This is a genomic window from Bacillus sp. FSL K6-6540, assembly GCF_038007545.1.
On record NZ_JBBOXH010000001.1, the window covers coordinates 5062809 to 5089685 of the forward strand.

The 26877-nt window shown below is 53.5% G+C and carries 20 protein-coding genes and 2 pseudogenes; 2 read left to right on the plus strand and 20 right to left on the minus strand.

The features are described 5' to 3' along the window. Positions 1 to 22: 22 nt before the first annotated feature. The 20 genes and pseudogenes from MHH82_RS22495 to MHH82_RS22585 all read right to left on the minus strand — a co-directional run bounded on the left by MHH82_RS22495 (position 23) and on the right by MHH82_RS22585 (position 24369). Complete coding sequence (locus MHH82_RS22495; protein WP_340967904.1) at positions 23 to 508, minus strand: hypothetical protein; 486 nt, start codon at positions 506 to 508, stop codon at positions 23 to 25. Beyond that, positions 418 to 858 (minus strand): PIG-L deacetylase family protein, encoded by a 441-nt coding sequence (locus tag MHH82_RS22500; RefSeq protein WP_340967905.1) that lies wholly within the window; start codon positions 856 to 858, stop codon positions 418 to 420. Before MHH82_RS22500 ends, MHH82_RS22495 begins: the two co-directional genes overlap by 91 nt. 48 nt (positions 859 to 906) lie before the next feature. Beyond that, entirely contained in the window at positions 907 to 1329 is a 423-nt protein-coding gene (locus MHH82_RS22505; protein WP_009589923.1) for a VOC family protein, read from the minus strand. 357 nt (positions 1330 to 1686) lie between these two features. Next, a pseudogene (gene comI, locus MHH82_RS22510) lies at positions 1687 to 1779 on the minus strand (competence inhibitor ComI); the annotation flags it as partial. A 130-nt stretch (positions 1780 to 1909) separates the two neighbouring features. Next, entirely contained in the window at positions 1910 to 2398 is a 489-nt protein-coding gene (locus MHH82_RS22515; protein ID WP_340967907.1) for a GNAT family N-acetyltransferase, read from the minus strand. A 44-nt stretch (positions 2399 to 2442) separates the two neighbouring features. Further along, positions 2443 to 3114, minus strand: a complete 672-nt coding sequence (locus MHH82_RS22520; protein ID WP_340967908.1) for an HAD family hydrolase — start codon at positions 3112 to 3114, stop codon at positions 2443 to 2445. Positions 3115 to 3207: 93 nt separating this feature from the next. Beyond that, on the minus strand, positions 3208 to 3603 hold the full coding sequence (locus tag MHH82_RS22525) for a DUF6508 domain-containing protein (protein WP_145037357.1): 396 nt from the start codon (positions 3601 to 3603) through the stop codon (positions 3208 to 3210). Between the two features lie 75 nt (positions 3604 to 3678). Then, positions 3679 to 4446, minus strand: a complete 768-nt coding sequence (locus MHH82_RS22530; RefSeq protein WP_340967909.1) for a class I SAM-dependent methyltransferase — start codon at positions 4444 to 4446, stop codon at positions 3679 to 3681. A gap of 62 nt (positions 4447 to 4508) precedes the next feature. Then, positions 4509 to 4625: pseudogene (locus tag MHH82_RS41685) on the minus strand (DUF7639 domain-containing protein); the annotation flags it as partial. Positions 4626 to 4886: 261 nt separating this feature from the next. Beyond that, positions 4887 to 5363: a DinB family protein gene (locus MHH82_RS22535; RefSeq protein WP_340967910.1), complete on the minus strand. Its 477-nt coding sequence runs from the start codon at positions 5361 to 5363 to the stop codon at positions 4887 to 4889. Between the two features lie 152 nt (positions 5364 to 5515). Next, a complete protein-coding gene (locus MHH82_RS22540; protein ID WP_009589917.1) occupies positions 5516 to 6397 on the minus strand; it encodes a carbohydrate ABC transporter permease in 882 nt (293 codons plus the stop codon). Positions 6398 to 6414: 17 nt separating this feature from the next. Further along, positions 6415 to 7314, minus strand: coding sequence for an ABC transporter permease (locus MHH82_RS22545; RefSeq protein ID WP_340967911.1), 900 nt, complete (start codon positions 7312 to 7314; stop codon positions 6415 to 6417). Positions 7315 to 7427: 113 nt separating this feature from the next. Beyond that, entirely contained in the window at positions 7428 to 9110 is a 1683-nt protein-coding gene (locus MHH82_RS22550; protein ID WP_340967912.1) for an extracellular solute-binding protein, read from the minus strand. 94 nt (positions 9111 to 9204) lie between these two features. Continuing rightward, complete coding sequence (locus MHH82_RS22555) at positions 9205 to 10881, minus strand: response regulator (RefSeq protein WP_340967913.1); 1677 nt, start codon at positions 10879 to 10881, stop codon at positions 9205 to 9207. Next, positions 10847 to 12715, minus strand: coding sequence for a sensor histidine kinase (locus MHH82_RS22560; RefSeq protein ID WP_340967915.1), 1869 nt, complete (start codon positions 12713 to 12715; stop codon positions 10847 to 10849). Before MHH82_RS22560 ends, MHH82_RS22555 begins: the two co-directional genes overlap by 35 nt. A gap of 110 nt (positions 12716 to 12825) precedes the next feature. Then, positions 12826 to 15117, minus strand: coding sequence for a glycoside hydrolase family 3 N-terminal domain-containing protein (locus MHH82_RS22565; protein ID WP_340967917.1), 2292 nt, complete (start codon positions 15115 to 15117; stop codon positions 12826 to 12828). Between the two features lie 213 nt (positions 15118 to 15330). Further along, positions 15331 to 18447, minus strand: coding sequence for a glycoside hydrolase (locus tag MHH82_RS22570; RefSeq protein WP_340967918.1), 3117 nt, complete (start codon positions 18445 to 18447; stop codon positions 15331 to 15333). A gap of 4 nt (positions 18448 to 18451) precedes the next feature. Then, on the minus strand, positions 18452 to 19825 hold the full coding sequence (locus MHH82_RS22575) for an alpha-L-fucosidase (protein ID WP_009589805.1): 1374 nt from the start codon (positions 19823 to 19825) through the stop codon (positions 18452 to 18454). Positions 19826 to 20189: 364 nt separating this feature from the next. Beyond that, positions 20190 to 21707 (minus strand): extracellular solute-binding protein, encoded by a 1518-nt coding sequence (locus MHH82_RS22580; RefSeq protein WP_340967919.1) that lies wholly within the window; start codon positions 21705 to 21707, stop codon positions 20190 to 20192. A gap of 382 nt (positions 21708 to 22089) precedes the next feature. Further along, a complete protein-coding gene (locus MHH82_RS22585) occupies positions 22090 to 24369 on the minus strand; it encodes a helix-turn-helix domain-containing protein (RefSeq protein WP_340967920.1) in 2280 nt (759 codons plus the stop codon). A 459-nt stretch (positions 24370 to 24828) separates the two neighbouring features. On the opposite strand from MHH82_RS22585, the gene MHH82_RS22590 reads away from it, so the two are divergent. Beyond that, positions 24829 to 25755, plus strand: a complete 927-nt coding sequence (locus MHH82_RS22590; protein ID WP_015736581.1) for an ABC transporter permease — start codon at positions 24829 to 24831, stop codon at positions 25753 to 25755. Between the two features lie 37 nt (positions 25756 to 25792). Beyond that, positions 25793 to 26671, plus strand: a complete 879-nt coding sequence (locus MHH82_RS22595; protein ID WP_009590031.1) for a carbohydrate ABC transporter permease — start codon at positions 25793 to 25795, stop codon at positions 26669 to 26671. The last annotated feature ends 206 nt before the right edge of the window (positions 26672 to 26877 follow it).

Consider the following 26877-nt stretch of genomic DNA (forward strand, 5'->3'; position numbering starts at 1 on the left):
TTATGGCTTAACCGAGAATCGATTACACGCGAGTACCCGTTAGCATCGGGAACAATACCTTCATTTCAGCGTCATTCGGTCTTCGGCCATAATCCGCAATTTCGAAAGGCTCGGCATATTGTACGCCGGCTGCATACTCTTGACCATACAGCTTGGTCAGCGTAGGCAGCATTTCGTCCGACACGCGCAGAAACCGATTCCAAAACTTCAGAATAAAATCCCGCTTCTCTTCCCACGTATCCGGTACGGCATGCAAGAAACCGCCCTGCCAAGGGGCAAACTCGTAAAACTGGGAAGCATGGGCATCGCAGGCCAGCAATTTCTTCTCAATGACGCCTCCGGCATCGATGACCATATCCGGTTGATATGACGCCCGTGCCGCATAATCCGGCATCAGCAGATAGATCGGGGATTTTTTTAATGACGGTACTTCGGGCACGGCATTAGGTACATTCGCCACAAAATCTGCGGCATCCCGCACGACCTTCCCGGCATTTCGGTTATCCACATGGCCGGACCGTCCGGATGGAACGTGATAACGATATCTGCCTCCCAGCCGCGGATTTGACGGATCACTTCCTTGCGTACGTCCGGTGTCGGCATTAATTCGCCATCCGGTATGGGCAGAACGACATATTCCAGAACCCCAAGATGCCGGGCAGCCTCATGGGCTTCCCGTATACGACGGTCGATCAGGTCCTGCCCGCTCATTTCATGATTGCCGCAGCATCCATCGGTTAACGTAACGAACTTCACCCGATGGCCCATCTCTGCGTAGGCTGCGGAGATCGCTCCTGCATAGATTTCAGGTTCATCGGGATGCGCTGCAATGACAATCACATTGAGAATAGTGGACATCTAATGCTTCCTCCTTATCGTTTCTTCAATAAACGATCGATGTACCGATTATTTCAAACGTTTCATCAATGGATGATCTTCTTTCAGCTCCAGCAAATCCCACAGGTTCCCGTACAAATCCTTGAATACCGCTACCATGCCGTAATCCTGCTCTTTCGGCTCTCTTACAAACTCGATTCCCCGCGACACCATTTCGCGATAATCTCTCCAGAAGTCATCGGTATTCAGGAACAGAAACACTCGGCCGCCCGACTGGTTGCCTATAAACGGCTCTTGTTCCGGCTTGGATGCCTTGGCAAGCAATATCGTCGTGCCAACCGACCCGGGAGGAGCAACAACCACCCAGCGTTTGTCTTGTTCGGGCTGATATGTATCTTCGATCAAAGTAAAATTCAGCTTCTCGGTATAAAATGCAATAGCCTCATCATAGTCCTTCACGACTAACGCGATATGAACAATGGATTGTATCATGTCCTTCCATCTCCTTAAGGTTGAGTATCCAGCTAGTCTTCAATCTTTGTTTCTACTTATCCTCTTGATAACGGCATCCTTATACATTAACAACGGTTCCGCTAAAAAAGTATGATAAGATTTAATTGGGATATGAGATGAGAGAACTTTCCCGTGACGCATACATCTCATTATCTACGTTTCATCAGATTTTTCTAGAGCTTTGATACATAATTTATTTTATGGTATTATAAATGTAATTAAGACCAAGTGCAGCAACACTTGGTCAGTACAATTGGCTTGGATGGTCTATTCCCTTCTAAGTCATTAGGAATGAAAAACCCACCTTCGGCGCGTAACCTTTGGGTGGGTTTTTATTTTTTTCTTGTTGTTATTGTTAATGTATGTTAAAAGAGCAAGAATGAACGATCCAAATAGAAACATAATCGTTAATGCATCCTTTACCTCCACGGCTTCACCTCCTTTCGAAGGGAAACCATGCCCACCCAAGATTCAATTGTAGTTATATTTTACCTCTTATCACATCTACGTACAAGTGTTCCTATTTTAACATTTCTAAATAAACCACCACAGTTTGTTATTATTTCGTACAGAATGTTTGAACATATTTCTTTGAATCTTCTCTTACTACTTCAGTATAATTGTCTTTTGTATATTGTTTTACTACCTTTCTCCAAAACGATATTGCAGGCTTGTTAACTTGCATCTGGGCAATCTTCCAATTTGCTTTATACATATTAAGTGCTTTGATTGCTGCTTGATGCCCAATTCCTCTTCTTCTAAATTTCTTAATAATCATAAAATCATAAATAACATGTGTCGGATTGGGGTCAGTATCCATATTTTCATGTAGGATGACTGTAAAACCAACTAATATTCCCGAGGCTTCTATAAAAAAGGGATGCCACCTTCCATCTCCCTCCCAAAACAGATTAATATCCAAATCATACTTTCCATCTTTATTTAGATCTTGATTCGTATACTCACTAAAATCGTAATAATACAATTGATACAAATTAAACAGGATATCTTTTTTTCCTAGATCAACGGGTACCAGGTTTATATGCATAATGTTCTCCCAATAGCATTAATCATTATCCACCTTTGAAATATCTACATGATCCCTTCTAATTCCGTTAGCTTCTTTATGATGTAATTAGGTTGTATATGATCCGGCTTCATTTTGTTCATCCGATTGATCCAAACGGCTCGGATTCCCATGTTTTGGGCTCCTACAACATCACTTGTTAATGAATCCCCAACATGCAGTACGTCCGTATTCTTTAACTCATAACGTCTTAATGCTTCTGCAAATATTTCCGATCTTGGTTTATAGGATCTGACGTCTTCACTGGTAATCACTCCACTTACCTTTAGACCGTGGAACTTTATTGCTGCCATCACATCTGATGTATCGATATTGGAAATGATGTATACAGGCAATTCGCATGACTTCAGAAATGAGAGGGAATCCTCGTAAATTCGTGGCTTTTGCCAATGTTCAAATTGCTCAAGTATGATTTCGTCTGCCGTACAGTTCGATTGATAAAATTCTATCGTCTTGCACAAAGACATCCTACCCAGATTTCTTTGAGTATCAAAGTTTTCCCCATAACTTTCTTGAAACATCTTTGAAAATGATGCCCACCAGTATTGTCCTATCTCCTGAATCGAACAATTCTCAGAAGAACTTTCTTTAATTTTCTGGCATATTAACGGAATGATCTCATCATCTTCATGAACTACAGTCCCATAAAAATCGAGAAAAATCGCTTTGGTAGTCATTGCCGTCCCCCCAAACTCTACTTGCCTAAAGATGACAAGTTTATGAGCGATTACGTTCACCATTTGAATTGAAATTTCAATGTCTATACGTCATCAAAGCGAGCTCTTCAACTCTCTCAGTCGCAATAAAATTTCAGCAACATGTCCTTTCATGCATACGCTGAGGAATAACCCTTCATTGAATCGGTCACCGCGAACATAACTGGTCATCAATTTTCTAAGGGTTACCAGATCGGCGCTGCGAATGCTGCTCCCCACAGGGTTATCTAAATCTCGATAAACCTCGTTCTCCGCTAACCATTCGCTCCAGTTAAATACCATGAGGAAGCCAGCATCATCCAACGCTTTACGAAAACTTCCGATTTCCTTGCTTTCACATCGATATCCATTAACGTCATGGTAAAAAACGGACCCGGGATTTTGGAAATACTCGAGGTATGGGAGCAACCGCTCCACATCTGAAGCAGTTAAGTCTAAGTCATACGGCATACCATCACCTCATTGATTTTTATTCGTCATCGCGCAAGGTACCCATGGCACCTCATATAAACGCCCTGATGCCTGTTAACGCCCCCTTGAAGCCTTCCTAGCCTCGTATGTAATCATCTGACCCGCGTTTACTGGTTGATTCATCCAGCGATAGTCAGCTGACTTCGTAATCTCATCGTATCCCTGCTTCTCTAACATGAGTTCAAACTCATGCATCCCATACCAGCTTAGAGGAAACCGCTGCAGCTCGGTCTGCACCAGATGGCCTTCCTTCCATTTTTCATATTTCAGGATCGATACGATGCGCTGGTCAAGCAGATCGCATTCCGTACGTCTTTCCTCCAAAACGATGACTTCGTTATCGGAAGTTTCCCAGCTTCTAGTCGAGGTGTGATTCGCGTCGAAATCCGTAGGAATATACAGATCCACGATCAATCTGCCCCCAGGGGTCAAATTGGAAGCATAGTGTTCCAGAGCCGATTCAGCCCGCTCACGTCCCTCTACTAACTGAAAAGATCCTGCTGGAATGATAATGGCGTCATAGGCATCCGCCAACGAAAAGTTATGCATCTCGTCTTCAAACAGCTTCGCCTCAAGGCTCAATTCCGCTAATCTTCTTCTGCAGGAATCCAGCATCGCAGCCGAATTATCCACGCCTTCGATGTTGATGCCTGCTTGGAGCAACGGGATTAATACCCTGCCCGATCCACATCCAACTTCCAGCACCTTGCCCTTAACGTCTTTTAGGCGCTCTGTATAATATTCCACGTCGCCAAAGGAGAAACCTAACGGTTTGCTCAGATCATACACTTCCGTACACAGCGCTCCGTACGAACTATACATTGAAATGACCTCACTTTTTTTAAATATTTTTTTCCCAACAACCCAGCTGATATGATAACCCACTACACTTCCCGCTTCTCATCCGGCCGATAGAGGATTCTTTGGCAGTCCCAATCTTTAGAATCCAAATCACCCAAGTACATCCGCTCATGCTCGGGCACCCGTTCATATTTCTCTCTAAATGTTCCCTGTAAAACTGGTTGGATTTTCTAGAAATAAATCAACGCTTCATTGATCATATAAGAGAGCCGCAGGAAGCTCTATACCAACGATATTTATAAACATTCTCTACCAAAAACGACTCCCCATCATCCTTCTTGTTAACCTGGCATTCTTATTCTATTTTACATCCTCATTTCCGTTTGGTAGAAATAGCAAAAGAACTCCCGTGCTCATGAGATCATGACAGCAGGAAGTCCCTATGTGTGGTTTCGTTTAAGCTACACTCTTAAAAAAGCAATATAATCCGTTATGATTCCTTTGTGTCCCAAATGCCGAAGCATGGTCGTGATATTGCCTCTATGGTAGGTTCCATGATTTACGACCTGCTGGAGAATCTCCGAAATCGAATTCTGAAATGCCTCACCCGCAGTGTTGTGATAAGTCACAACCTTCCCCATATCGCCAACCGACGCTAAAAATTCTTGGTGCTTGGTTTGGAGCTGGCTCAGATATTGACGAGCTGCTTCCAAATTCGCGAACGGTCTCGCGGCAAGCGACGGAGGACTTTCCTCCTTGATCCGGGCAAACCAAACTTCCTCCGCAGCTGCAAGGTGACCGAAGACTTCGGCGATGGATGTAAAGCCCAGATTCACTTCCTGGAGAAACACGCCTTCCGGCAAGGATTGCAAATGGTTCCATAGTCTTTCGTTCGCCCAAATGTGATAATCGTACAATTGAAGATACGCTTCGTTCATTCTGCTCTCTCCTCTCTTGATCGCTTGATCGGTAAGCCTGAGTTTACGATGCTAGCCATAGCACCTCGCCCCTAGCACCTCGATAGAAAATTATACCATATATTGCGAAAAAGCAGACACGGAGCTCAAACGAACATAACGCAAATTCGGAATTACTCTTTGACGCTGCCAAGCACGATCCCTTTGACGAAAAAACGCTGGAGGAAAGGATACAGCAGCAGAATCGGCAGCGAGCCGATGAATATTTGCGCAGCTTTAAACGTTCGGTTGGACACTTCGGAGAGTGCCGCCGCATCGTCTGCATTGATCGACGTCAGGTTGGTCTGTACGATAACGGTCTGAAGATAACTCGACAACGGGTATTTTTCCGGAGAATTCATCAGTAACAGTCCGTCGAACCATTCGTTCCATTGGCCGACGATCGTAAACAGCGTAACGGTGGCCATGGCCGGCAGCGACAGCGGCGCGTATATTTTCCACAGGCTGGTGATGTAGCTCCCGCCGTCAATGAAGCAGGATTCCTCCAGCTCCTTGGGCAGGCCGCGAAAAAAATTGAGCAGCAAAATCACGTTGAACACTGCTACCGCACCCGGGATGACCAATGCCCAAATCGTATCGATCAGTCCGGTATCTCTTATCGTCATATACCTTGGAATAAGGCCTCCGGAGAACAGGGTCGTGAACACGAAGAACCAGGCATATTGCGTGCGGAATTTAAAATCCCGCGGTTCCTTCGACAGCGGATAAGCGATGAGCAGGGTCAGCAGCATGCTGATCCCGGTCCCGAGAACGACGCGCTGCACGGTGACCCACATCGCTACCATAAATTGCGGCTTGTTCAATACGTACTGATAGGAGCTGAGCGTAAAATCGACGGGCCACAGCTTCACGATCCCTGCCGTCGCCGCGCCTTTGGAGCTGAGGGAAACCGCCAGAATATGAACGATGGGAAGAAAGCAGAGCAGCCCCAGACCGATCAGAAAAGCGTAATTGAAGCCAAGAAAAAATTTGCGGCTGAGTGACGGTTTATGCATACGGGACACCTTCCTTCCTAAAATATTCTGTAATTGGCGAACTTGGATGCCAGGGCGTAGGACGTCACGATAAAGACGAACGAGATCAAGGATTTGAACAGGCCGATCGCCGTGGCTACACCATACTGGGCACCCTGCATGCCGATCCGGTAAATAAACGTATCCAGAATGTCCCCGCTCTCATACACCTGCGGGCTGTACAAGTTGAACACCTGGTCAAAACCGGCATTCAGCACATTCCCTAGCGAGAGGGTCGCCAGCAAAATGATGATCGGCATCATGCCGGGAAGCGTGATGTGCCAGGTCTGTTTCCAGCGGTTTGCGCCATCGACCGTAGCCGCCTCATACAGGGAAGGATTGATGGAGGTTAATGCAGCCAAATAGACGATGGTGCTAAAGCCGAATTCCTTCCAGATGTCCGTTATGACGAGGGTATAAGGAAACCATTGGTTGCTGCCCAGGAAAAAAATCGGCTCGATGCCGAACCAGCCCAAAATTTGGTTCACGATCCCGTTCGTCGGCGACAAAATGTCGATAAAGATTCCGCCGAGGATGACCCACGACAAAAAATGCGGCAAATAGACGAGCGTCTGCACGCCCCGTTTGATCAGCTCGTTCCTCAGCTCATTCAGCAGCAGCGAAACCATGATCGGCACGACCAATCCCCCGATGATTTTCATGAAGGCGATAAACACCGTATTCCAAATGATTTGGCCGGTTTCCGGCAGATCGAACACATAACGGAAATTGTCCAGCCCGATCCAATCCGAGCCGAATAGGCCTTTGAACGGAACGAATTTCTGAAAGGCCATGGCAATGCCGATCATCGGCCAATAGCTGTAGATCAGTACGATGACGATGCCGGGCAAGATCATCAGATGAAGCGGCCACTGCCGCCGAAATTTTTTGCTTAACATGGCGATCCTCCTGTCTGTCAATGTGTATCCCATTCGCCTTCAGCAGGTGATGAATAGAGAACAGGGGAGGGTGTCAGAAACCTCCCTCCCCCTGTTCCCGTTAGCCGAACTCCTTATCTGGCTGCCTTCCATGCATTAACTTCTTCCGTAATCTTGTCGCCGCCGAGCTTCTTCCAATTGGCTACGAACTCATCAAAGGCGTCGATGCTCGCCTCGCCCAAAATGATTTTGATGAACGTTTCCTGTTCCAGCCGGTCGAGCGTCGCTTTTTTGTCGGCCATGGTCTCGGTCGGCGCGCCGACATAACCGTTCGAGATGACTTTGCCCGCATCGTTCAAATCGCGAAGCTGCTTCATGGAGCCTTCCGGACCGTTGGCGGCATAGCCGGACCAGCCCATCGGATTGTTGCCTGCGAGATATTCCTGGAACTCCTTGAACATGATCTTCGTTTCGGCGCTGGTGGTGTCCGCGTCGCTTTCGGATTCCAGCGCCTTGGCCAGCTCCTCCTGCCGGATCAGGTCTTTGTTCGGATTGACGACCTCAACCAGCGAATATTTGTTGACCCCTATGGATACGCCGTCTTCAATGATTTGGCCGTACTTGTCGAATTCCGCATTGTCGCTGTACAGCTTCTCATAGTACTGGTTAGCCAGCTTGACGATGACCTCGGGATGCTCGTACCCCTTTTTGACCACGTAATATTGAGAGACGGCAAAAGGCATCTGCACCGTCGCCGGACCGCCCTCCAAAGACGGGATCGGGTAGGACTTCCATTTCACCGATTCATCCTCTTTCACCATGTCCCAGAAAGGCCATGCCGGATACCAGCTTGGTCCGATCAGCATGCCGATTTTGTGGGTGGTCACGGATTCAAAGACCTTGACGGTATCCTTCACGCCGAATTCCGGGTCGATCAGCTTGTTCTTGAACATGTCCTGCAGCTTGGCCAGCGCTTCCTTCATCTCCGGCTGAATGCTGCCGAACTGCAATTGCCCCTCTGCGTCTTCGATCCAAATTTGCGGGAAACCGCCGAAGCCGTTAAAGAAACCTACCGAAGAGCTGTTCAATCCGATATCCTTGGTCAGCGCAAGTCCGTAGGTATCCGCCTTGCCGTTACCGTCCGGATCCTGCTTGGCAAACGCCTCCGCAATGGCTACGAGGTCATCCATCGTGTTCGGTTCAGGCAGATTCAGCTTCTCCATCCAATCCTCCCGGACCCACAGCAGCGGAGCAGAGCCGCCGATGACCGGCTGAGTGGACGGGATCGCCAACAGCTTGCCGTCAAACGTCGCGGAAGGGAGCGCGTTTTTCTCGATCTCCATGACCTTCTTCAGGTCATCGCTGGCGTAATTCTCGAAAGCAGGCGCCAAGTCCGCCAATTGCCCGGCGTCCGCAAGCTGACGCAGCTGCTCCGGCGTCACCTGCATGATATCCGGGAGGTCATTGGAAGCAATCGCGATATTCATTTTGGATTCATACTGCTCCTGACCCGTCACCACCCATTTATAGTTGAGGTTGATGCCCATTTCCTTATAAAGGTCGGTCCACACGTTGTTCTTAATATCCTGTCCGGACGGGAACTTCACTTCTTCTCCCACAAACCGGACGGCATCCAGCTGAATGGGGGGATCATACTTGCCGAACGGATCGCCCGGCTCCAAGGCCGAGGCTTCGCTATCGGTGGATGAACCCGCCGCACTGCCTCCGCCTTCTTCCCCTTTGCTGCAAGCGCTTAAAATAAACACGAAAGCCAGCATACTGATCCACAATACGGACAAGATCTTATTTCTCTTCATGTTTGCGACCTCCTTGAATTCGATGTTTGTTTAGAGTATAAGGGAACAAAAAAAGAGCTATCTACTCCAAGCTCTTTACTTTGATATCTTCTCTTTACATGTTGTGCAGTTCTCTGTATTCCTGCGGCGTCAAATGGGTCGTTTTTTTGAAAAAGCGGTAAAAATACGGCGGAGAACTGAAACCCACCGCAGCGGCGATGACATGGATTTTGTCCGTCGTCTCCTTCAGCAGCTGCTTCGCTTTGGCCAGCCTTGCCGCATTAATCGACTCGGACAGGCCCTCGCCGGTCACTTGTTTGTACAATCTGGACAAATACGAAGGGTTGTGTCCCACGGCCTCCCCGATTTGCGTCAAGGACAGGTCGCCGCTTAAGTGATCCTCGATATACCGTTGAACTTTGGCAATCACCTCATGCTGCTGATCCTGCTTCCCCTGCTCTTTCCGGTTGAAGATGATGTCCGCCAGCCTTTCGAAATATTCGGCCGCCTCCGTCCACGAATCATGCTCCTCCAAATGAGTCAATGTGATATAATCCACCGCCCCTTCCACGTTCCGGCAGAGAGCTTCCATATCCACCAGGGACGGCATCATCACGGACACTAGGCCGTAATATACCTCCATTTTCAGCAAATAATCAACCTCCGGCGGGAAGGAAGAGGTATCGGTCACCTCATGGAACAGCTCCATGAATTCCTCCCGGTCCCCATTGTCTAAACAGCCGCGCAGCAGCTCCATCCGCTTCAGATGCGAGCGAGAGCGCCCCAGAAAATGCCCCGTACGATCCGGGCGGTTGCGCTCACGGGCTTCGGCCAACAAAGATTCGTGGCCGATCCCGAGGCCGCTGTCCAGCAGCTGCTTCAGTCCTTCGAATTTGTCCGGCAGCCGTTCCCAATCGACCCACTCGCCAGCCATGGCAAACGACGTCTTCAATTTCAGAAGCGTTTTGCAAACGTCCTGAATTTGTTCCAGCATCCCGTGGACAAAACGCTGGACCCGTTCCGCCGCCGGACTTTGAATCTCCTCCTCCCCCTCCTCTTTGTGCTGCAAAATCCAGATCATCTTGGCCCTGCCGAACTCCACGGCCATGCCGTCGGTCATCGGGCCGAGCAGCTCGCCGATGATATTCTGGACCGCGTACAGCATCAGCGACTGGACCGATGGACTTTCTTGCCTTTGCCAGCCGTCCAGCCTGCATAACAGCAGCAGGCATGGCTTGCGGGGATCCAGCTTCATCTCCAGCTCCGCAAAGCGCTGCTCCAGCTCTTCCCGCCGAATGTGACCAGGTGCTTTTTGCATCAGCTCCAGAACGTACTGCTGCTGTAAAAAAGGCAGCGCCATGCGCATATTGTCCCTCGCTTTGGCAAGCAGAATGTCCGCTTCCATCTCCTGGTCAAGCAGCTCCACGGTCTTCTCGATCGCGCTCAGCACGGCATCGTTTCCCTCGGCCTTGAGAACGTAATCGACGCTTCCTTGCCGGGTGGCCTCCTGGATATAAGAAAAGTCGTCGTATCCGGTCAAAAAAATCACTTTGCAATGGGGCCACTGCCTGGATATTTCCTTTTGCAGGGCAAGGCCGTTTAACCCCGGCATTTTGATATCCGACAAAACGATGTCCATTTTCGCCCGTTTAAGCCAGCCCAAGGCTTCCGAAGAGGAATAAGCCTTATACACCTCTAGCTCGAGAAATTCCACGCCAAGGCACAATTCCGCAAGCCCGTTCACGATAAAAGGTTCGTCATCCACGATCAGTATCCTGTACCTGCTCTTCATCCATCTCGCTCCTTTCTTGCTTTGGCAGTGTCATATCGATTCTCAAACCGCCCAACCGGCTTCTCGAAAAGGTCAATCCGCCAGCAGGCCCGAATTTCAATCGAAGGCGTCGGTGCACGTTGGATAAACCGGTGATCTCTCCCTTCACGTCCGAAATCGCGATCATGGATTGCAGGTTCTGCAGCCTTTCGTCCGTCAACGTCTCCCCGTTATCCTCCACGATGATATGCAGGACATGCCGCTCAGCGGCCATGGTAACCCGGATTTGCCCATCCGCCTCCTTCTCCTCAAGTCCGTGCTCGTATGCATTTTCGATTAAGGGCTGAAGAATGAGCAGCGGAACGTCCAGTTGCTCCCAATCACCGGGGATGTCATCCCAATAAGCCGATATCCGGTTATGGAAACGGATGGACTGAATGTCCACGTAAGCCTTGGCATGCCCCACTTCCGCCTTCAACGAAACTTCGTCGGCAGCGTTGCGGGTGATGAACCTGAAATATTCCCCCAAATGCCTCGTAAAACGAACGATATTCTCGTAATCCTCCATCTCTCCCATCTGATGGAGCGTAAAGAAGCTGTTATATAAAAAATGGGGGTTGATCTGGGATTGGAGCTGCTTCAGCTCGGAACGCTGCGAGCGGATTTTCTGCTCAAACACTTCGTGGATCAGTACCTGCAGGCGCTTCACCATATGGTTAAACTGCTCGTACAGATAGTGGAACTCGTCATGATGCTTATGGCGCAGCTCCACCCGGGGACTGTCGAAATCGATGTTGCGGAATGCCCTCACCATCCGCTGAAGCGGCTGATGAATTCGGCTGTAGATCCAGCCCGAGAACAGAATAACCACCAGCAGGGAGAAGCCCGACAGCCCGAAAAAGATCATGCGGTATTTCCCGAGCGGGCCTAAGAATTCGGCTTCGGGGACATACACCACCAGGTCGGCATTCAAAAAGGCGGAGCGCTCCACGCTAACCCAATAGTTGGCCCCATCCGCCTTGACCTTCGTGTTGTAGGGAAGCTTTGAAAACTCGGTGCTTGTTAGCGCTTCCAAATCAATTCGTTCGGCCAGCCGCGGACCGATGCCCCCTCCGTCCTCCTGAGTCAGGACCCAGCTATTGTCCACGCCGATGAGAACGGCGCCCCCGTCCCCCGTGGCCAGCTGCAGGAGCGCCGTTTGCATTTTCGGAACGGAGAGCTCCGCCGCAATCGCAAAATTAGGCGGATGGCCGTTTCGCAATCGTTCCGGGTATACCATACCCAGCAGAAGTTTGTTCTTCCATTCGAAAATGACCCGATCGGGATGCTCCTCAAGCGCCTTCATCTGCTCCGGCGGCATGGCTCCTTCGTACGACACCTGCTCAATCGTTTTCTCAATCAACGGAATATACGTTTTGGCCTCTTGAACGTATTGATTGGAGCTTTGCAGCAGCCGCATTTTGCCCTGGAGGCGGTTGATCGCCTGAAAATATTCGGAACGGCTCATGGCGGGTGCTATGGTGCTAAGCTTTTGCAGGTCGGAGTCCTGCGACAAATCGTTCATCAGCAGCACCGTCGATCGCAGCTCCTGTTCCAGCGTACGCATGAAAAAATTAGTCCTCGCATTCAAGGATTGGGTAATTTCCTGCTCCACGCTCGCAAGCCCGGACTCGTTCATGTACAGGGCAGCGGCGTAAACCGGCATAATGGCCAACAAAAAGCCGGCCACGATTTTTGGGTAAATCGATTTGAACCACAGCAGCTTCATCGCTTGCCTCCACTTCGTTACCATGATCGCTTCGCCTAACCGATGAACAGAATAAAAACGGACCATAACGGTTACACGATTGTTCACGACCGGTTATCCCGGCTAAAGCAAGGACATCCGACAACTTCGGGATATCCGCTTTCGCCGGGTTGAACCTGTATCGTTAAGATTCTTTATGTTTGGGAGGGACGGACCGGTTAGCCTTCCACCATCAAGCTTGCGACCTCTCCTCTCGTCGAGTCGGGACCGACCTGAATGCGGAACTCGCCCGGCTCCACCACCGGCTTCAGGTCAAGGCCGATCAATTCCAGCTGCTCGCTGCCGATGGTGAACGTTACTTCCTGCGTTTCCCCGGCCTTCAGGAACACCTTTCGGAACCCTTTCAAGGCCTTCTCGGGGCGGGTAACGGAGGCGGCCAGATCCGAGACGTACAGCTGAACGACTTCCGCGCCGTCCCGTGCTCCCGCGTTGGTCACGTCGATCCGGACCGTGGCTTCGCCGCCTATGGGAACAACGGCCGGCTCGACCGTCAGACGGCCGTAACGGAATTCCGTATAGCTTAAGCCGAAGCCGAACGGATACCGCGGCGCAAGATCCGTCTCCAGGTAACGCTTGCCCCGGGTCCGTCTGGCATTGTAAGAGTTCGGCAGCTGGCCAACCTCCTTCGGAATGGACAGCGGCAGACGACCGGACGGGTTGATATCGCCAAACAGCATGTCCGCAATCGCGCTGCCTCCCTCTTGGCCGGGATACCAGGCTTCCACGATGGAAGGGATGTGCTCGTCGATCCACGGCTCCGTAATCGGCCGTCCGTTGATATAGACAACAATCACCGGCTTGCCGAGCTTATGGAGCTCCTGCAGCAGCTCCAACTGCACGCCCATCAGCGTAAGGGTCGAGCGGTCAATCCCTTCCCCGCATTCCATATCGCTCTCGGCATGCCCGGTCACGACCGAAGCACCGGTTCTCAGATCGATGGTGCCCTCCCCGAAATCCCGTGCGCTGGAGCCGCCGAGCACCATCACGATGACGTCGGCTTGCTCGGCGCATGCCAGCGCCCGAGGAAACCCTTCCCTTGAATCGCCTTGTATGCGGCAGCCCGGCGCATACAGCACGCGGCTGTCTCCCAGCCGTCGGCGGATGCCGTCCAGCACCGTTACGATCTGCCCCGGCGGCTGGGGGGAGGTATAATCGCCAAGCTGATGGTACGGCGCATGGGCGTTGGGGCCAATGACGGCAATGGTTCTGCTGCTTGAATCCAGAGGCAAGAGGTCCCCCTCGTTTTTCAGGAGCACGATGCCTTCAGCCGCCGCCTGGTAGGCCAGAGCGATATGCTCCTTGCAGCCTATGACCTGCTCTGCCCAGGCTGGATCCACATAAGGCCGATCAAATAGTCCCAGGCGAAACTTCAGCTCCAACACGCGTCCGGCTGCCCTATTCAGATCGTCTTCAGTGATCAGCCCTTGCTCCAGCGCTTGGTGAAGATGTGCCCGAAACATGGTCCCGGACATCTCCATGTCGACACCGGCCTTCAGCGACTGGGCCGCCGCCTCCACGCCCGATCCGGCCGTATTGTGACCGCATGCCAACATATGGATAGCGCCGCAATCGGTAATGACGAAGCCGTCAAAGCCCCACGCCTCCCGAAGAACGTCTTGCAGCAGGTACCCGCTGGATGTGCAAGGGACTCCGTCGATTTCATTATAGGCCGTCATGACCGACAAGGCACCCGCTTCAACGGCCTTGCGGAACGGCAGCAAATCGACCTCGTGAAGCTCCCGAAGGCCCATGTGAACAGGGGCCCCATTGCGTCCCCCTTCGGAAGCGCCGTAGCCTGCGAAATGCTTCAGCGTAGCCAGCAGGCTGGTATGCGAATCCAGGCGCTCGCCTTGCAGTCCCTGCACGGCGGCAACCGCGAATTCGGTTACCAAATGGGGGTCCTCGCCGAAGGTTTCTTCGGTACGGCCCCAGCGGGGATCCCGTACCACGTCCAGCACCGGCGAATAGGTGGCCGATCCCCCCTGAGCTCTTGTCTCGGCGGCAACGGCGCGGCTTATGCTGCGGAACAGCTCCGTGTTCCAGGTGCTGCCGATCGTAAGCGGTACGGGAAACACCGTCGCCCCGATCGCCATATGCCCGTGGGAGCATTCTTCCCCGAACAGAATCGGAATCCCCAGCCGCGAGTGCTCCATCGCATAACGCTGAATCGCATTAACCGCATCCGCCCCTTCCCGCGGGGACAGACCGTTCGCCAGCGTCACCCCGGTCCAGGGATCGGCCCGCAGCGTTCCGTACAAGGAACCGATTCCTCCCTCCGCAAGCTGCGACTTGAACTCCTCGGTTAGCTTGATCGTACCGTCGTCGTTCCTTATGTAAGCTTTCCAGCCGAACGGCTGGATCAGCTGCCCAATTTTCTCCTCGACCGTCATCCGCTCCAGCAAGTCCTCGACCCGCCGCGAAACCGGCCATGCAGCGTCCTTGTAGTCCATGGCGCACACCCTTTCCTATTCCTGTTAGATTCGTTCTTATTGATCACAGCAGCCCTGCCGAAATTTCCGATGGAAGAAAAAGGCTCTCCGGCACGATCCGATCGGCCGAAGAACCTCCCACTATGCGTATCCTGCAGAATGGCTGCACCGCACCTGGACAAACCAGATCAACGGCTAGAACCCTCTTCCAACCTTTTCATGGGCGAGCACGCCTCAAGATGGTTGGATCTGCCGGATGCGAACCTCCTCCGGCCGGTAAACCGTCTGCACTTGTCCCCCGGCATCGGTCGTAAACATCACGGTCCGCTCCCGTTCCAATTCGAAGGCGTAAACATTTCCGGTTGCCGGGTCCTTTACCTCGACCTCTGCGCTTGCCCCATGCTCGGAGACGAAGACGTACAAGCTTCCTTGCCCGAACGTCAGCTTGCGGCCGTAAATACCCGGAAGCTCGCCTCCCTTCGGCCATTCCAGCTCAGGCGAAACGGCTGCGGAGCGGATAGCTTCCGCGTACAGCGCCTGGATCGGCTCCCAGCGCTCGTTCATCTCGACCGGGAGCGGGCACCAGATGAACCGTCCCGAGCCCAAGGTCACCGTGACGGGTGCCAGCGTCCCATCCAACCGGCCCGCCGGACGATCTACCGCCAGCGCGTTAATCTTCCGCTCGCCGAACGAAACGGCGAAATGCTCTCCCGCCAGCTCCAGCGTTTCTTCCCGAAGAACGTTGGCATGGACGGTTTCGCCGATCTCCTGCTGCAGACGATGCGGTGCCGGTCCCCAATACGCATCGGTGCGAAGCGGGCCGGTCCACAAGACCGTGCTCCCTCCCCTTGCCAAGTCGAGGAGCTGGGCAAATGCGCCATCGTCGAAATTATGCGCGCTCGGCACGATGATCAGCTTAGCCGGATAGCGCTTCAGGTCCTTCAGCTGATATTCGCCGATCCCCCGCGGATGGACGTTCATGCCGAACGTCAATGCGCGCATGGCCCTCGTCGTCGCTTCGTACGCCAGCTTGCGGCTGGAAAAATCATTCGAATACGGGTAAACGACGGCGATATCCTCCAGCTGCCGTTCATCGTCGAAGAGGCCGGCTGCTTCCTTCATGAAGCGGCCGAAGTCATAGGACACATCGGCCTCAGGCTTCTGCGTTCCGTCCGCCCGAAGCGCCCCGATGTTGGATTCGTTGGCATTATCCATGAAGTAGTTAATATTCCAAATCCACTGCACGGCACCCGCGCCCCCGGTCGAAAACGAATACGCGTACTTCCGCTCCAGGATGCTGCGAAGCTCTTCCTCCGTCCGCTTGGCGATGCCGTCCGGACGCTGCACGTGCATGATGCCGGTCTCCTGGATCAGATTCGGTTTGTCCGGCGTTTTCGTAAATATGCCGTCCCAGGCCAGGTGATCGTTCTGCCACCAGGAGTGGACCGTCGTGTAATCGACCGCGGGCCCATAGAACGAAGGCGACGGACGCTGGGAGCAGATGCCCTCATCCTGCCCGACCGTTACCAGCTGGCGGGGATCGGAGCGGCGAATGGTGCCGATGAGCTCGGACGCCCACCGATTATGCATGTCCATGGTGAACAGCGTGAAATCGATCCACGGTCCCCACTTCTTCGGCTGCAGCACGCTGTTGAACAGCTTGTCGTCCGGACTCGGCGCAGGCGCTGACTCGAATGAAGGCAGCTCGCCCGGCGTCATGTTCCAGCGCTCCTGAAGCAGCGCCAGATCATCCCCGTGTCGCTGCCGCAGCCACTCCGACCAGGCCTGCCGCTCGAACCGGTCCCCGATCGATACCGGCCCCTCGAAGATTCGCTTCGGATCGAACAGCGACGGCTCGTTGATCAGGTCCCAATGCACGTTGGTCGTGCCCCTGTGACGTCCGACGATGGAGGCGACGAAGCGCTTTTGCGCCTCAACCGATCGCGGATCCAGGTATGGGTTCACGCCTTCCCAGGCTTCGGGCGCAAACGAGAAGAACGTGAACGTCACTTCCAGTTCATGCCGCTTGGCCGTCAGGATAAAGGCATCGATCGCCCGCATGACGTCCTCGGCCGCATGGCCGTCGGCAAACATGATCATCCGGTACCCCGTCCATATGCCCGTCCGGATCAGGTTGATTCCTGCTCGCTTCATCTCCGCCATATCCGCATCCCAACGCTGCACGTTCGGCAGATGGAGGAATTTGCGCGCGACGTCGGAGGTCATGTACGTCATGCCAACGATCGGAACCGTCCGCCCGCCGCGGCGGAAGTAATCGCGCCCGCATTCCAGCCGCTCTCCCGCCTGCAGCAGCGGACGGTCGACGCCCCATACCGCCTGGGTCAGGTTGCGGCGCTCCCCTGATTCGGACTCGGCTTCGCAAACGATCCGGTACAAGCCCGCTTCCAGCCGTACCGGGACGGACAAGCGAAGCTGCTGCAGATCCCGCTGTTCCATGCCGGCTTCCGACTTCTCGTGTCCGGACCAGACGGTCTCGCCGTCGTCTTCCTTGATAAGTCTCACATCAAAATGCCAGGTCTGCGCCGGGGCGGACGTCCGGGACAGCGTCTGCAGTTGGATCGTCAACCGCATCTGCTCGTCCGGCTCGTAGGAGGCATAGTTCGGCTTCAGCCACAGCTCCGTCACGCCTGTTCCCGCGTATTCGGCCAGATCCTTCAGGACGTCCATCCCTTTCGTCTCCCAGAACGATGCCCTCAGCTGCTGGTTGATCAGAATCCAGCGGCCCCCGGCGTAATCGCCCTTATGCTGCTCCAGCATGACGACCGGAGCGGACCGCTCGCGTCGATCACGGTCCACGCCGATCAGCAGCGGCGAGATGACGGCGTCCATCGGACCGCATGCCCCCATCTCGGCCGGAATGTCGCTCGCTTTGGTCGGGTGCAGCGTCAAGCCCCAGGTCGGCTCCATGCCGAACAGCTCCTCTCGCCCCTGCAGGATCGGGTATTCGGCGGAGGCCTTCAGCTCCCGGACGCGCGATACGTCCACCGCCAGCGCATCATGGATATCCATTCGCTGATGATAAGCCAGCTGCTCGCGTTCGGCATGCCAGCTTCCGTTCAGCTCTCGAACCGGCCTGCGGAAAGGCACGCCCCCGGCATGAACCAGACCGCCGCCGGCCGTCAGGTGGGCTTCGATGGCCGCCCAAGCCGCTTTCGGAAAGTACGGTCCGTGCAGATGAACCAGCGCGTCCCAGCCGCCTTCCGTCAGCCGCTCAGCCACGTCCGCGGAACCAGCGACCACCGCCCATTCCCGCAATCCCTCCAATGCCTCTGCAGACGGACGTTCGCCTTCGTAAGGAAAATGCTCGTCGTAAAATACAAGCGTTCTCATCGACTTACTCCTTTCTCATCCGCGGCTGGCCGTCGACGTATACGGATGTTCCGCGCGTTCGGGCCCAGTCGGCGATCCGGGAAGGGTCGCCGGTCCAGAGGCGGTTCACTCCCCATTCATTGGTCTGCGGCCGCTCCTCGCATTCGATGCGGATGACCGGGAACAGCTCGGTCGGACGTTCCCGCGGCAGCCCTTCGATCCACAGCACGTCGCCTTCCTGTCGGAACGACAGCTCCTGCCCCGTTGTCAGCAGCGTCACCCGTGATACCGGCGTCACCAGATCCGCCAGCCTCAGCACCGGCCTCCCATCCCAGAAGCGGATAATGAGATACAGCTTGTTGTCTTTCATCGTCTGTCGCCCGTAGGTGATGAACTCTGTAAGGTTCCCGCCGTCGGAGCCGTAGATGGCCTCGCCGTGAACGTCCAGCCACTCTCCGATCTTCAGCGCCCGCTCCACGAAGGCCGGCGGAAGCTGTCCGTCGGGCTGCGGTCCGACGTTAAGCAGCAGATTGCCGCCCACGGTCCCCCCTTTTTCCGCGCACTCGCACAGCATGTCGAGCAGAACGTCGGCCGGACGCCATCGTTCGCCGTTCGTGTACCCCCACAGCCTCCACGTGGTGACCTGGCTGGATTCCCACAGCCGCTTCTGATCCGGGACGATGACATGCTCCGGCGAGCCGAAGTCGCCCAGCACCTCGGAATCGCCCGAGCCGCCGCCGCCGTCCGCATGCAGCTTCTCCTCCTCGGACAGCCCAAGACGGTTGTTGACCAGGATGTCCGGCTGAATCGACTTCATCCGTTCCACCAGCTTGATGCTGTCCAGGTCCTCCGCGGTTCGCGGCCATACCCCGTCAAAGAAGAAATGATCGATGCGCCCGTATTTCGTGACCAGCTCTTCCACTTGAGCATGCAAATACTGCTTCATCGTCTCCCAGCCCTCGGGATCCTTCTCCGGTCCGTCGAAGTAAGCCGGGATCCGCCAATCGATCCAGGAATAATATAAGCCGACCCGAAGCCCCTGGGCTCGGAACGCATCGGTAAATTCGCGCACCAGATCCCGGCCGGGCGCCTGCTTCGCGCTGGAATAATCCGTCGTGGCCGTATCCCACAGGCAATATCCGTCATGATGCCGCGTCGTTAAGCAGGCATATCTCATCCCCGCCTTGCGCGCGGTGTACGCCCAAAGCTCGGCGTCAAAGAACTCCGGATTCCACTCGCAGGCCTTCCGCGCGTATTCGGCCTGGTCCAAATGCTCCCGGAACAGAACCTGCTCGCCGCGCCCGTATTGGGCATAAGGCCCGAAATGAATAAACATGCCGTACCGGCTTTCCGTAAACCATTGCCAGCCTTCCCGGATGGCTTGTGTTTGCTTGGTCATGAATAACGTCCTCCTTATTCTGCACGGCTCTTGCCGTGCGGCCAGCCTAAATAAAGACTTTCGCTTCTAACTCTTTGAACAGTCTCAAGGCTTCTTATGACCTTTACTCTAGCCCGGGAATCCCTGTCTTGAACACTTTACTTTTGAGAGAAAACTTTGATTTTGGCCAATATCGGAGAATTGAAGTCCTAAACGGTAACGTGGATCACTTTCGAATCCCCTTGGAGTCTCCTTGGAATTCCCTCTGTACTCCTCACGGAACGCTCCATGGCGACGCACGAAAAAAAGCAACCCCTCCCCGGTTATAAAACCGGGTAAAGGATTGCCCTGTTCCAATGTTTCTTAGCCGTTAGCGTGCCTGACCTTACGACTGACCGGCTCTCCACTCATCGAATTGCCGTTTGTATTCATCAACGACCTCATCGAGACCGGCGGACTTCATTGCGGCCAGCATTTTATCGTAGGCGTCCTCGTATTTCACGACCCCGTGCATGACCGGATAGACGCTGGTCTTCAGCTCGGCGATGCAGTTGGCGTACTGCGAAGCAACGTTGGTCGGATCGAAGGTGAAGCCGATCGTGATGCTGTTCACGGCGTCCTCCGATACCGTTGTGCGGCGCTCCAGTCGCGCTGGGTCCGTATTCGTTGGATAACGGTTCATTTCAACGTGGCCGAGCAGCCAGTATGGAAGCTCATAAGCCGGGGAACCGTTCTCGTTCTTGGCCAGATAGTCCTTGGTATTCTTGCCTGTATCCTTCCAATGCACATCTTTCACGCCGCTTTGGACGAGATCCATGTTCTCCTGGCTGCTGTATACCCAGTTCAAGAATTGAATGCCGGCCTCCGGGTGCGGAGACGTGGCCGAAATCCCGTTGGAATTCCGGATCGCGTAGGATCTGAATTTCGGCTGGTCGGCCAAATAATAAATATCCAGCTTCGCATCCGGGAACGTCTGAAGTATGGCGTCGCTCAACCCAACGTCGCCCGGACGGTAGAGATAACGTCCTGCCAGCTCCTCCTGGTTGATAACCTCCGTCGGCGTCGTAAGCAGATCGCTCATGATCAGCCCGCGCTTGTAAGCCTCGTTCATGAACTTCACGTCTTTTTTGAACTCCTCGGTTTCGAACCAGGACTTCACGTTCCCCTGCTGGTCGATGTAAATCATGTTGTCGGCCACGGTAAACGGATAGGTGTCGTAGGTCGTATGCAGGAAGTAGGCTGGCTCCTCCAGCATTTTGATATATACGTTCTTGTTGTCCTGCGGCCAGTTCTTCTGCAGCGTCTCGGCTGCATTGAGCAGCTCTTCCGGCGATGTCGGCGGCTTCAGGCCATTTTTCTCGAGCAGATCGGTACGGATCGTGAACATGCCATCGTTATAAGCGGTATCCGCCCAGAAGTTCGGCACGTACGTGATCTTGCCGTTGATTTTCGACGACTCCCAGATCCAGTCCGGCATGGAAGCTTTCAGCTCGGTGCCATACTGATCCAGCAGATCGTCGATCGGAATGATACCGCCGCTGCCCGCAAGCACCGTCGGTCCTTTGGTATCGTGCATGATGGCAATCAGCTCGAATTCCTCGCCCGTCGACATCATGAGGTTGGTCTTCTGATCCCATACGTCCCACGCGATGTATGTCGGTTCGTAGGTAAGGTTCAGACCGTCGGCCTCCAGCTTCTCGTTGATCGCTTGGACCGCCGCATCCAAATCTTGAGGCGCGGAGCCCGGAAGCAAATACCGTACCGGCAGCTTGTCCCCTCCGCCGTTCTCCCCGCTCGCCGATCCATTCTCACTGCCGGCGTCGCCGCCGCCGGAGCAGCCCGCGATCACGGAAACCATGAATATCGCGGCCAACCATAGTGCTAGCGCTTTCCTTTTTTTCATGCATGTGTCCCCCTGTCTTCATTTGGTTTAGTCATGCGGTACGATTCCTATCTTAAGGAGACAGTAGGGAAAACGTATACTTCAAAATGATGGTTTTCGCCTTTTTAAAACACTTTAAGAGGTTGTTCAGAAAGTCAACTTTTGATCACGAAGCAGGTCAGGAAGCGGTCTCGACGTCGAATCTTGAATTCAGCCGGGCCTTCCGTTGCTCACGTAGGTTTGCAAGCTTATGCTTCCGAGGCCGTTTTCTCATGAAAACGTTCAGCTCCGCTACTCAGTCCCTAGCTTCATCCAACCTAAAGCGCTTTGCAAAAACGCACATCGGAAGCAAAGACTTCGGTGCTGAAAAGTCGACCTTTTGAACCCGCAATTAATCTGCCCGTCACTGCGCCTTTTTCGTCTCGATCGCATGCTGGCTGCGGAACTGGGCCGGCGAGATCTGGTAGTGTTTTTTAAACAGCGTGTAGAAATAGGTCGTATTCAGGATGCCCACCTGCTCGCTGATCGATTGAACCGACTCCTCGGTGCTTGCGAGAAGCTCCCGCGCCTTCTCCAGACGAACGGCATTCAGGTAATCGTTGAACGACAGCTCGCAATGCGCCTTGAACAGCTTGCCGACATAGCTGCGGGACAGCTTCACCTCTCCCGCCACCTGCTCGAGCGACATATCCGGCCTTGCATAATGCTTGCGTACGTACATCTGGATAAAATCCACCACCTCCGCATGCCGGACCGCTCCCGATTCCTCGGACAGGCTGCAGAGCCTAAGGGCAAGATCCTTCAGGGCATCCGCGGTTTCCTGCAGCGTCTGAAAGCGGGTAATCCGCCGCGTAAAGTCGAGGAAGAGATCCGCGCTTTCCCGGTTTTTCACCGTATGGACATTGAGCTGCTTGTACAGGCCGCCGATGAACTGGTTGATGAAAAACATGACTTCATGGTAGTTGTAATCGCGAATTTCCTTGATCCACTGATCGATTTCCTTCTCCAATTTATCCCGCTGCTGCAGCTTGATGGCCTCGATGATGCGCTTCTCGCGCTTGTCCGGATACTGCGCCTCGGAATGCTCCGACTCCGCGGCGATGACCGGATCGCCATGGAACATCTTGCCCTTTCCCGCGAAAAAGCGCTGCTGGAAGCAGGACTGCGCGCAATCGAACGATTCGCGCAGCTCCTCGTACGTCTGCGCGGCCGTTCCGATGCCGACGGTGACGGACACGCGGAGCGTGCGGAGCATCTCGCCCTGCAGCTCCTCCAGCATGCCCAATACATGGAGCGGAAGCCGGCTCTGCTTCATGGGGAGAATGATCGCAATGGTCCCGTCCCCCACCGTGGCCACGTTCGCTCCCTCCGGCTCCAGCATCTGCTGGGCCGCCTGGGCGACGGCCGCGCAGGTATAGGACTGCAGCTCCTCGTCCTCGCCCCCCGGCGAGCCGTCTAAGCTGTCAATCAGAAGGACGGCCGCCAAGAAATAGGGGCCCTTGCCTTCGCGGGCCAAACGGCGGAATGCCGTCTCGTCGCCGCCTTTCAGCAGCTGCAGCACATGCGCCTGCCGGGCGACGGAAGCCTCGGACTCCATCGACTTCATTTTCTCCGTCATTTCCGCGTAAGTGGTATCCAATATGGCAAATTCGTTGATTTGCCGCCGGTTTTCCTTCATTTTCGGAATGGCGCTCATTTTCTCCAGCAGGTGGCGGATCGGGTTGTACGCATGATGCGTCAGCCAGATCGACAAGAACATGCTGACGACGAAGCAGGCAGAAGCGAGAACCAGCGCCGACGTTCGGAGGGCCTGCATGTTGAACAACAGATTTTGATATTGGCTAACGCTGATAAACGTCCAGTTCATATCCTTGGATTTGACATAGGTAACCAGGCTCTTGCGGCCGTCGATGGAGCGGGTGAAGTAACCGCTTTCCGCGTCCGATTCCAGAATGGACTGGACATAGGACTCCTGCGATACATCCTCCATGAACCGGGACCGATCCGAATGGGTGATGATGGTTCCCTTGTCGTCAATGACGTGCAGCGAATCCACCGCTTCGTTGCGGTAGCCTCCGATCAGATCCTGGATGGTGTCGGTGCTCATGTTGATTACGATCGCGCCTTTGGAACTTAGCGGCGAATAATAGCTCGGAAGGAGAACGAAAGTCAGGACGTCTTCGCTCCGCTTCGTCGAAGAGGCGGAAGAGATCTTGCGCGGGAACAGATGAAAATACGATGTATTTTTGCTGTTGATCTCCTCCAGCAGCGCCTTCTCCTGCTCCTTGGTAATCCCCTTCGTATTCAGGTACGTGTTATTCGAGCCGTTATAGATCCCGATCGAATGGATGAACGGATAGGTGGACTGAACCCGGTTAAGGGTGCCGAACACGCCATACTGTTTCACCGGATCGGCCTCTTTGTCCAACAGGGCGTTCACGATCTCCTTGTCGCTGAGCAGAAGGTTGCCCACGTTATACACCTGATCGCGGATGACGCTGGATACGGCGCTGTTCTGCTTCAGCATCGACTCGGATATTTTTCCTACCTCCTTCGCGGTGCTCCAGGAGAACATCATGTACAGGACGACGGTTACGAGGGCAATCATGGCTGCCGTGAGCAAAACAAAGCTGAGAAACATATTTCGATACACTGCATAACGGAATAATCGCTGCCGGATCATATTCTCCCTCCTTTATCATTCGGTCTGTATAGTAAACTGAGATCTTATCATCCAGGAATATTACTAACATTATATGTAATATATATGTTAATTTTATGGGGTTGCTTAGCCATCCGATCGCTTGGAACGGATAGATATTTTATTCCCATCTTACATTTGCTCAGGGCATACATCAACATGAAAACGCATTCTTTATTTTCCTCCCCAAACTTCCCTTCATAGACTTCATCGGCTAAACTCCTTATAAAATCAAGCTTTTCCAGTCATTATTCAATCCTGGCGACACTGTGCGAAATACTCAAATTCGAAGTTTTTGCCGTTTTTTAAAGCAGGCATCCCCCCTTTCAATCCGCTCAAACTCCATTTTCATAGTTTACTGCACGCGGCAACTCTCTTTACACTCGAAACAGAACTGCTACGCTTGCAGCCCCCATCACTTACGAAAGGACGTGCCTACTCATGAAAAAAAGCCGCTTCGGCTTCCTGCGCGAAATCCGCTCGAACGGATCCGCCTACCTGCTCGTCGTACCGGCTGCCATCTATACGCTGGTCTTCGGTTATTTCACGCTTCCGTACATGCTCATTGCGTTTCAGAAATTCAACTTCAAGACGGGACTTTTCAATTCCGCCTGGGTCGGCTTTGACAATTTCAAGTTCTTCTTCTCGTCGCCCCGGGCTTGGGAGGTCACCTTCAACACCTTGAAGCTCAATTTTCTATTTATCATCGTTGGCACGCTCGCAGCCATGGCGCTGGCCATACTGTTCAACGAGCTCCGCAGCCGCTGGTTCTCGAGGATAACCCAATCCACGATTTTGTTCCCGCATTTCTTGTCCTGGGTTATCGTGAGTTACATCATCTACAGCTTGCTGTCGACCGACTACGGTATCCTGAACCGGATCCTGGCGTTCTTCCATATCGACCCCGTCAACTGGTACGCCTCTCCGCAATACTGGACTTGGATTCTTACGACCGCGGCGGTCTGGAAGGACCTCGGGATGAACCTCGTCATCTATCTGGCGGCGATCACGGGAATTGACGACAGTTATTACGAAGCCGGCCGGATCGACGGCGCTACCCGGTGGCAGCTCATCCGCCACATCACCATTCCGCTCATGCTGCCGACCATATCCATCTTAACCCTGCTGGCTCTAGGCAAAATCATGTACGGCAGCTTTGACATGATCTATGCCATCGTGAAGGACAACGGGCTGCTGTATCCGACGGTTGACGTCATCGATACGTATGTGTTCCGTTCCCTCCGCACCATCGGGAATCCGGCACAAGCCATGGCCGTCGGGCTGTATCAATCCGTGGTCGGCTTTATTCTCGTATGGGGCAGCAACAAAATCGTGAAGAAGGTGAATCCGGACCATGCCTTGTTCTAAAGCAAGCCGGATTCATTCGGAAGGGAGCGAAATCTAGATGACGTCCAGACCTAAATTTTTCGACGCCGTGAATGCCGCGCTGATCGGCATCATCTCCATTCTCTGCATCCTGCCGATGCTGCTTGTGCTCATGGTGTCCTTTACCGACGAAGCCAGCATTAAGCAATTCGGCTACCAGCTGTTCCCGAGCGAGCTGTCGCTGGATGCCTACAAGCTGCTCCTGTTCGGCAGCACGCCGCTGTACCGGAGTTACATGATCTCGATCATCGTGACGGTCGTCGGCACGATCCTTGCGGTCACCATCACGTCCATGGCCGGATATACGCTGGCCGCCAAGCATATCCGTTACCGCAACGGGCTCGGATTGTTCTTTTTCATTACGATGGTGTTTAACACGGGCCTGGTGCCCTGGTATCTGATCAACCTGAATCTCGGCATGAACAACACCATCTGGGCCCTGATCATACCGTCCCTGGTGTTCAACCCGTTCAACCTGTTTCTTGTACGCAACTACATGTCCCAAATTCCGCCTTCCCTGACGGAGGCGGCCAAGATCGACGGCGCGAGCGACTTCTATATCGCGTTCCGGATCTACTTCCCGCTCTGCATGCCCGTTCTGGCCACGATTACGCTGTTCTACGGCATTGCCTACTGGAACAATTGGTTCAACGCCATCATGCTGGTGGACAACGAGAAGTTGTATCCCCTTCAATACCTGCTGTTTAAGCTGAACTCCGAGATCAGCATGATTCAGCAGATGCAGAGCAGCGGCGCCATCCTCGGCAGCCAGACGCTGCCGCAAGAATCGGTGAAGATGGCCACCGCCATTCTGACGATCGGGCCGGTGGTGCTGTTCTATCCGTTCCTGCAGCGGTATTTCATAAAAGGGCTGCTGATTGGCTCTTTGAAGGAGTAAAGGTTTTATCCACATGCCATGATCTCAGGGCATAAGCAGGTAACCAGGTTTTACTGAAATCAAAGAGGCTAACCGCTCTCACGGTTAGCCTCTTTTTTTATATGCTGGATGTCTTTATGGATGCAACCTCTGCCGCTTCGGATGGAACATCGTCAACAGAGTTCGTTAGCGTAACCCTGATGTTGTGCATGGGGTCAGTAACGGTA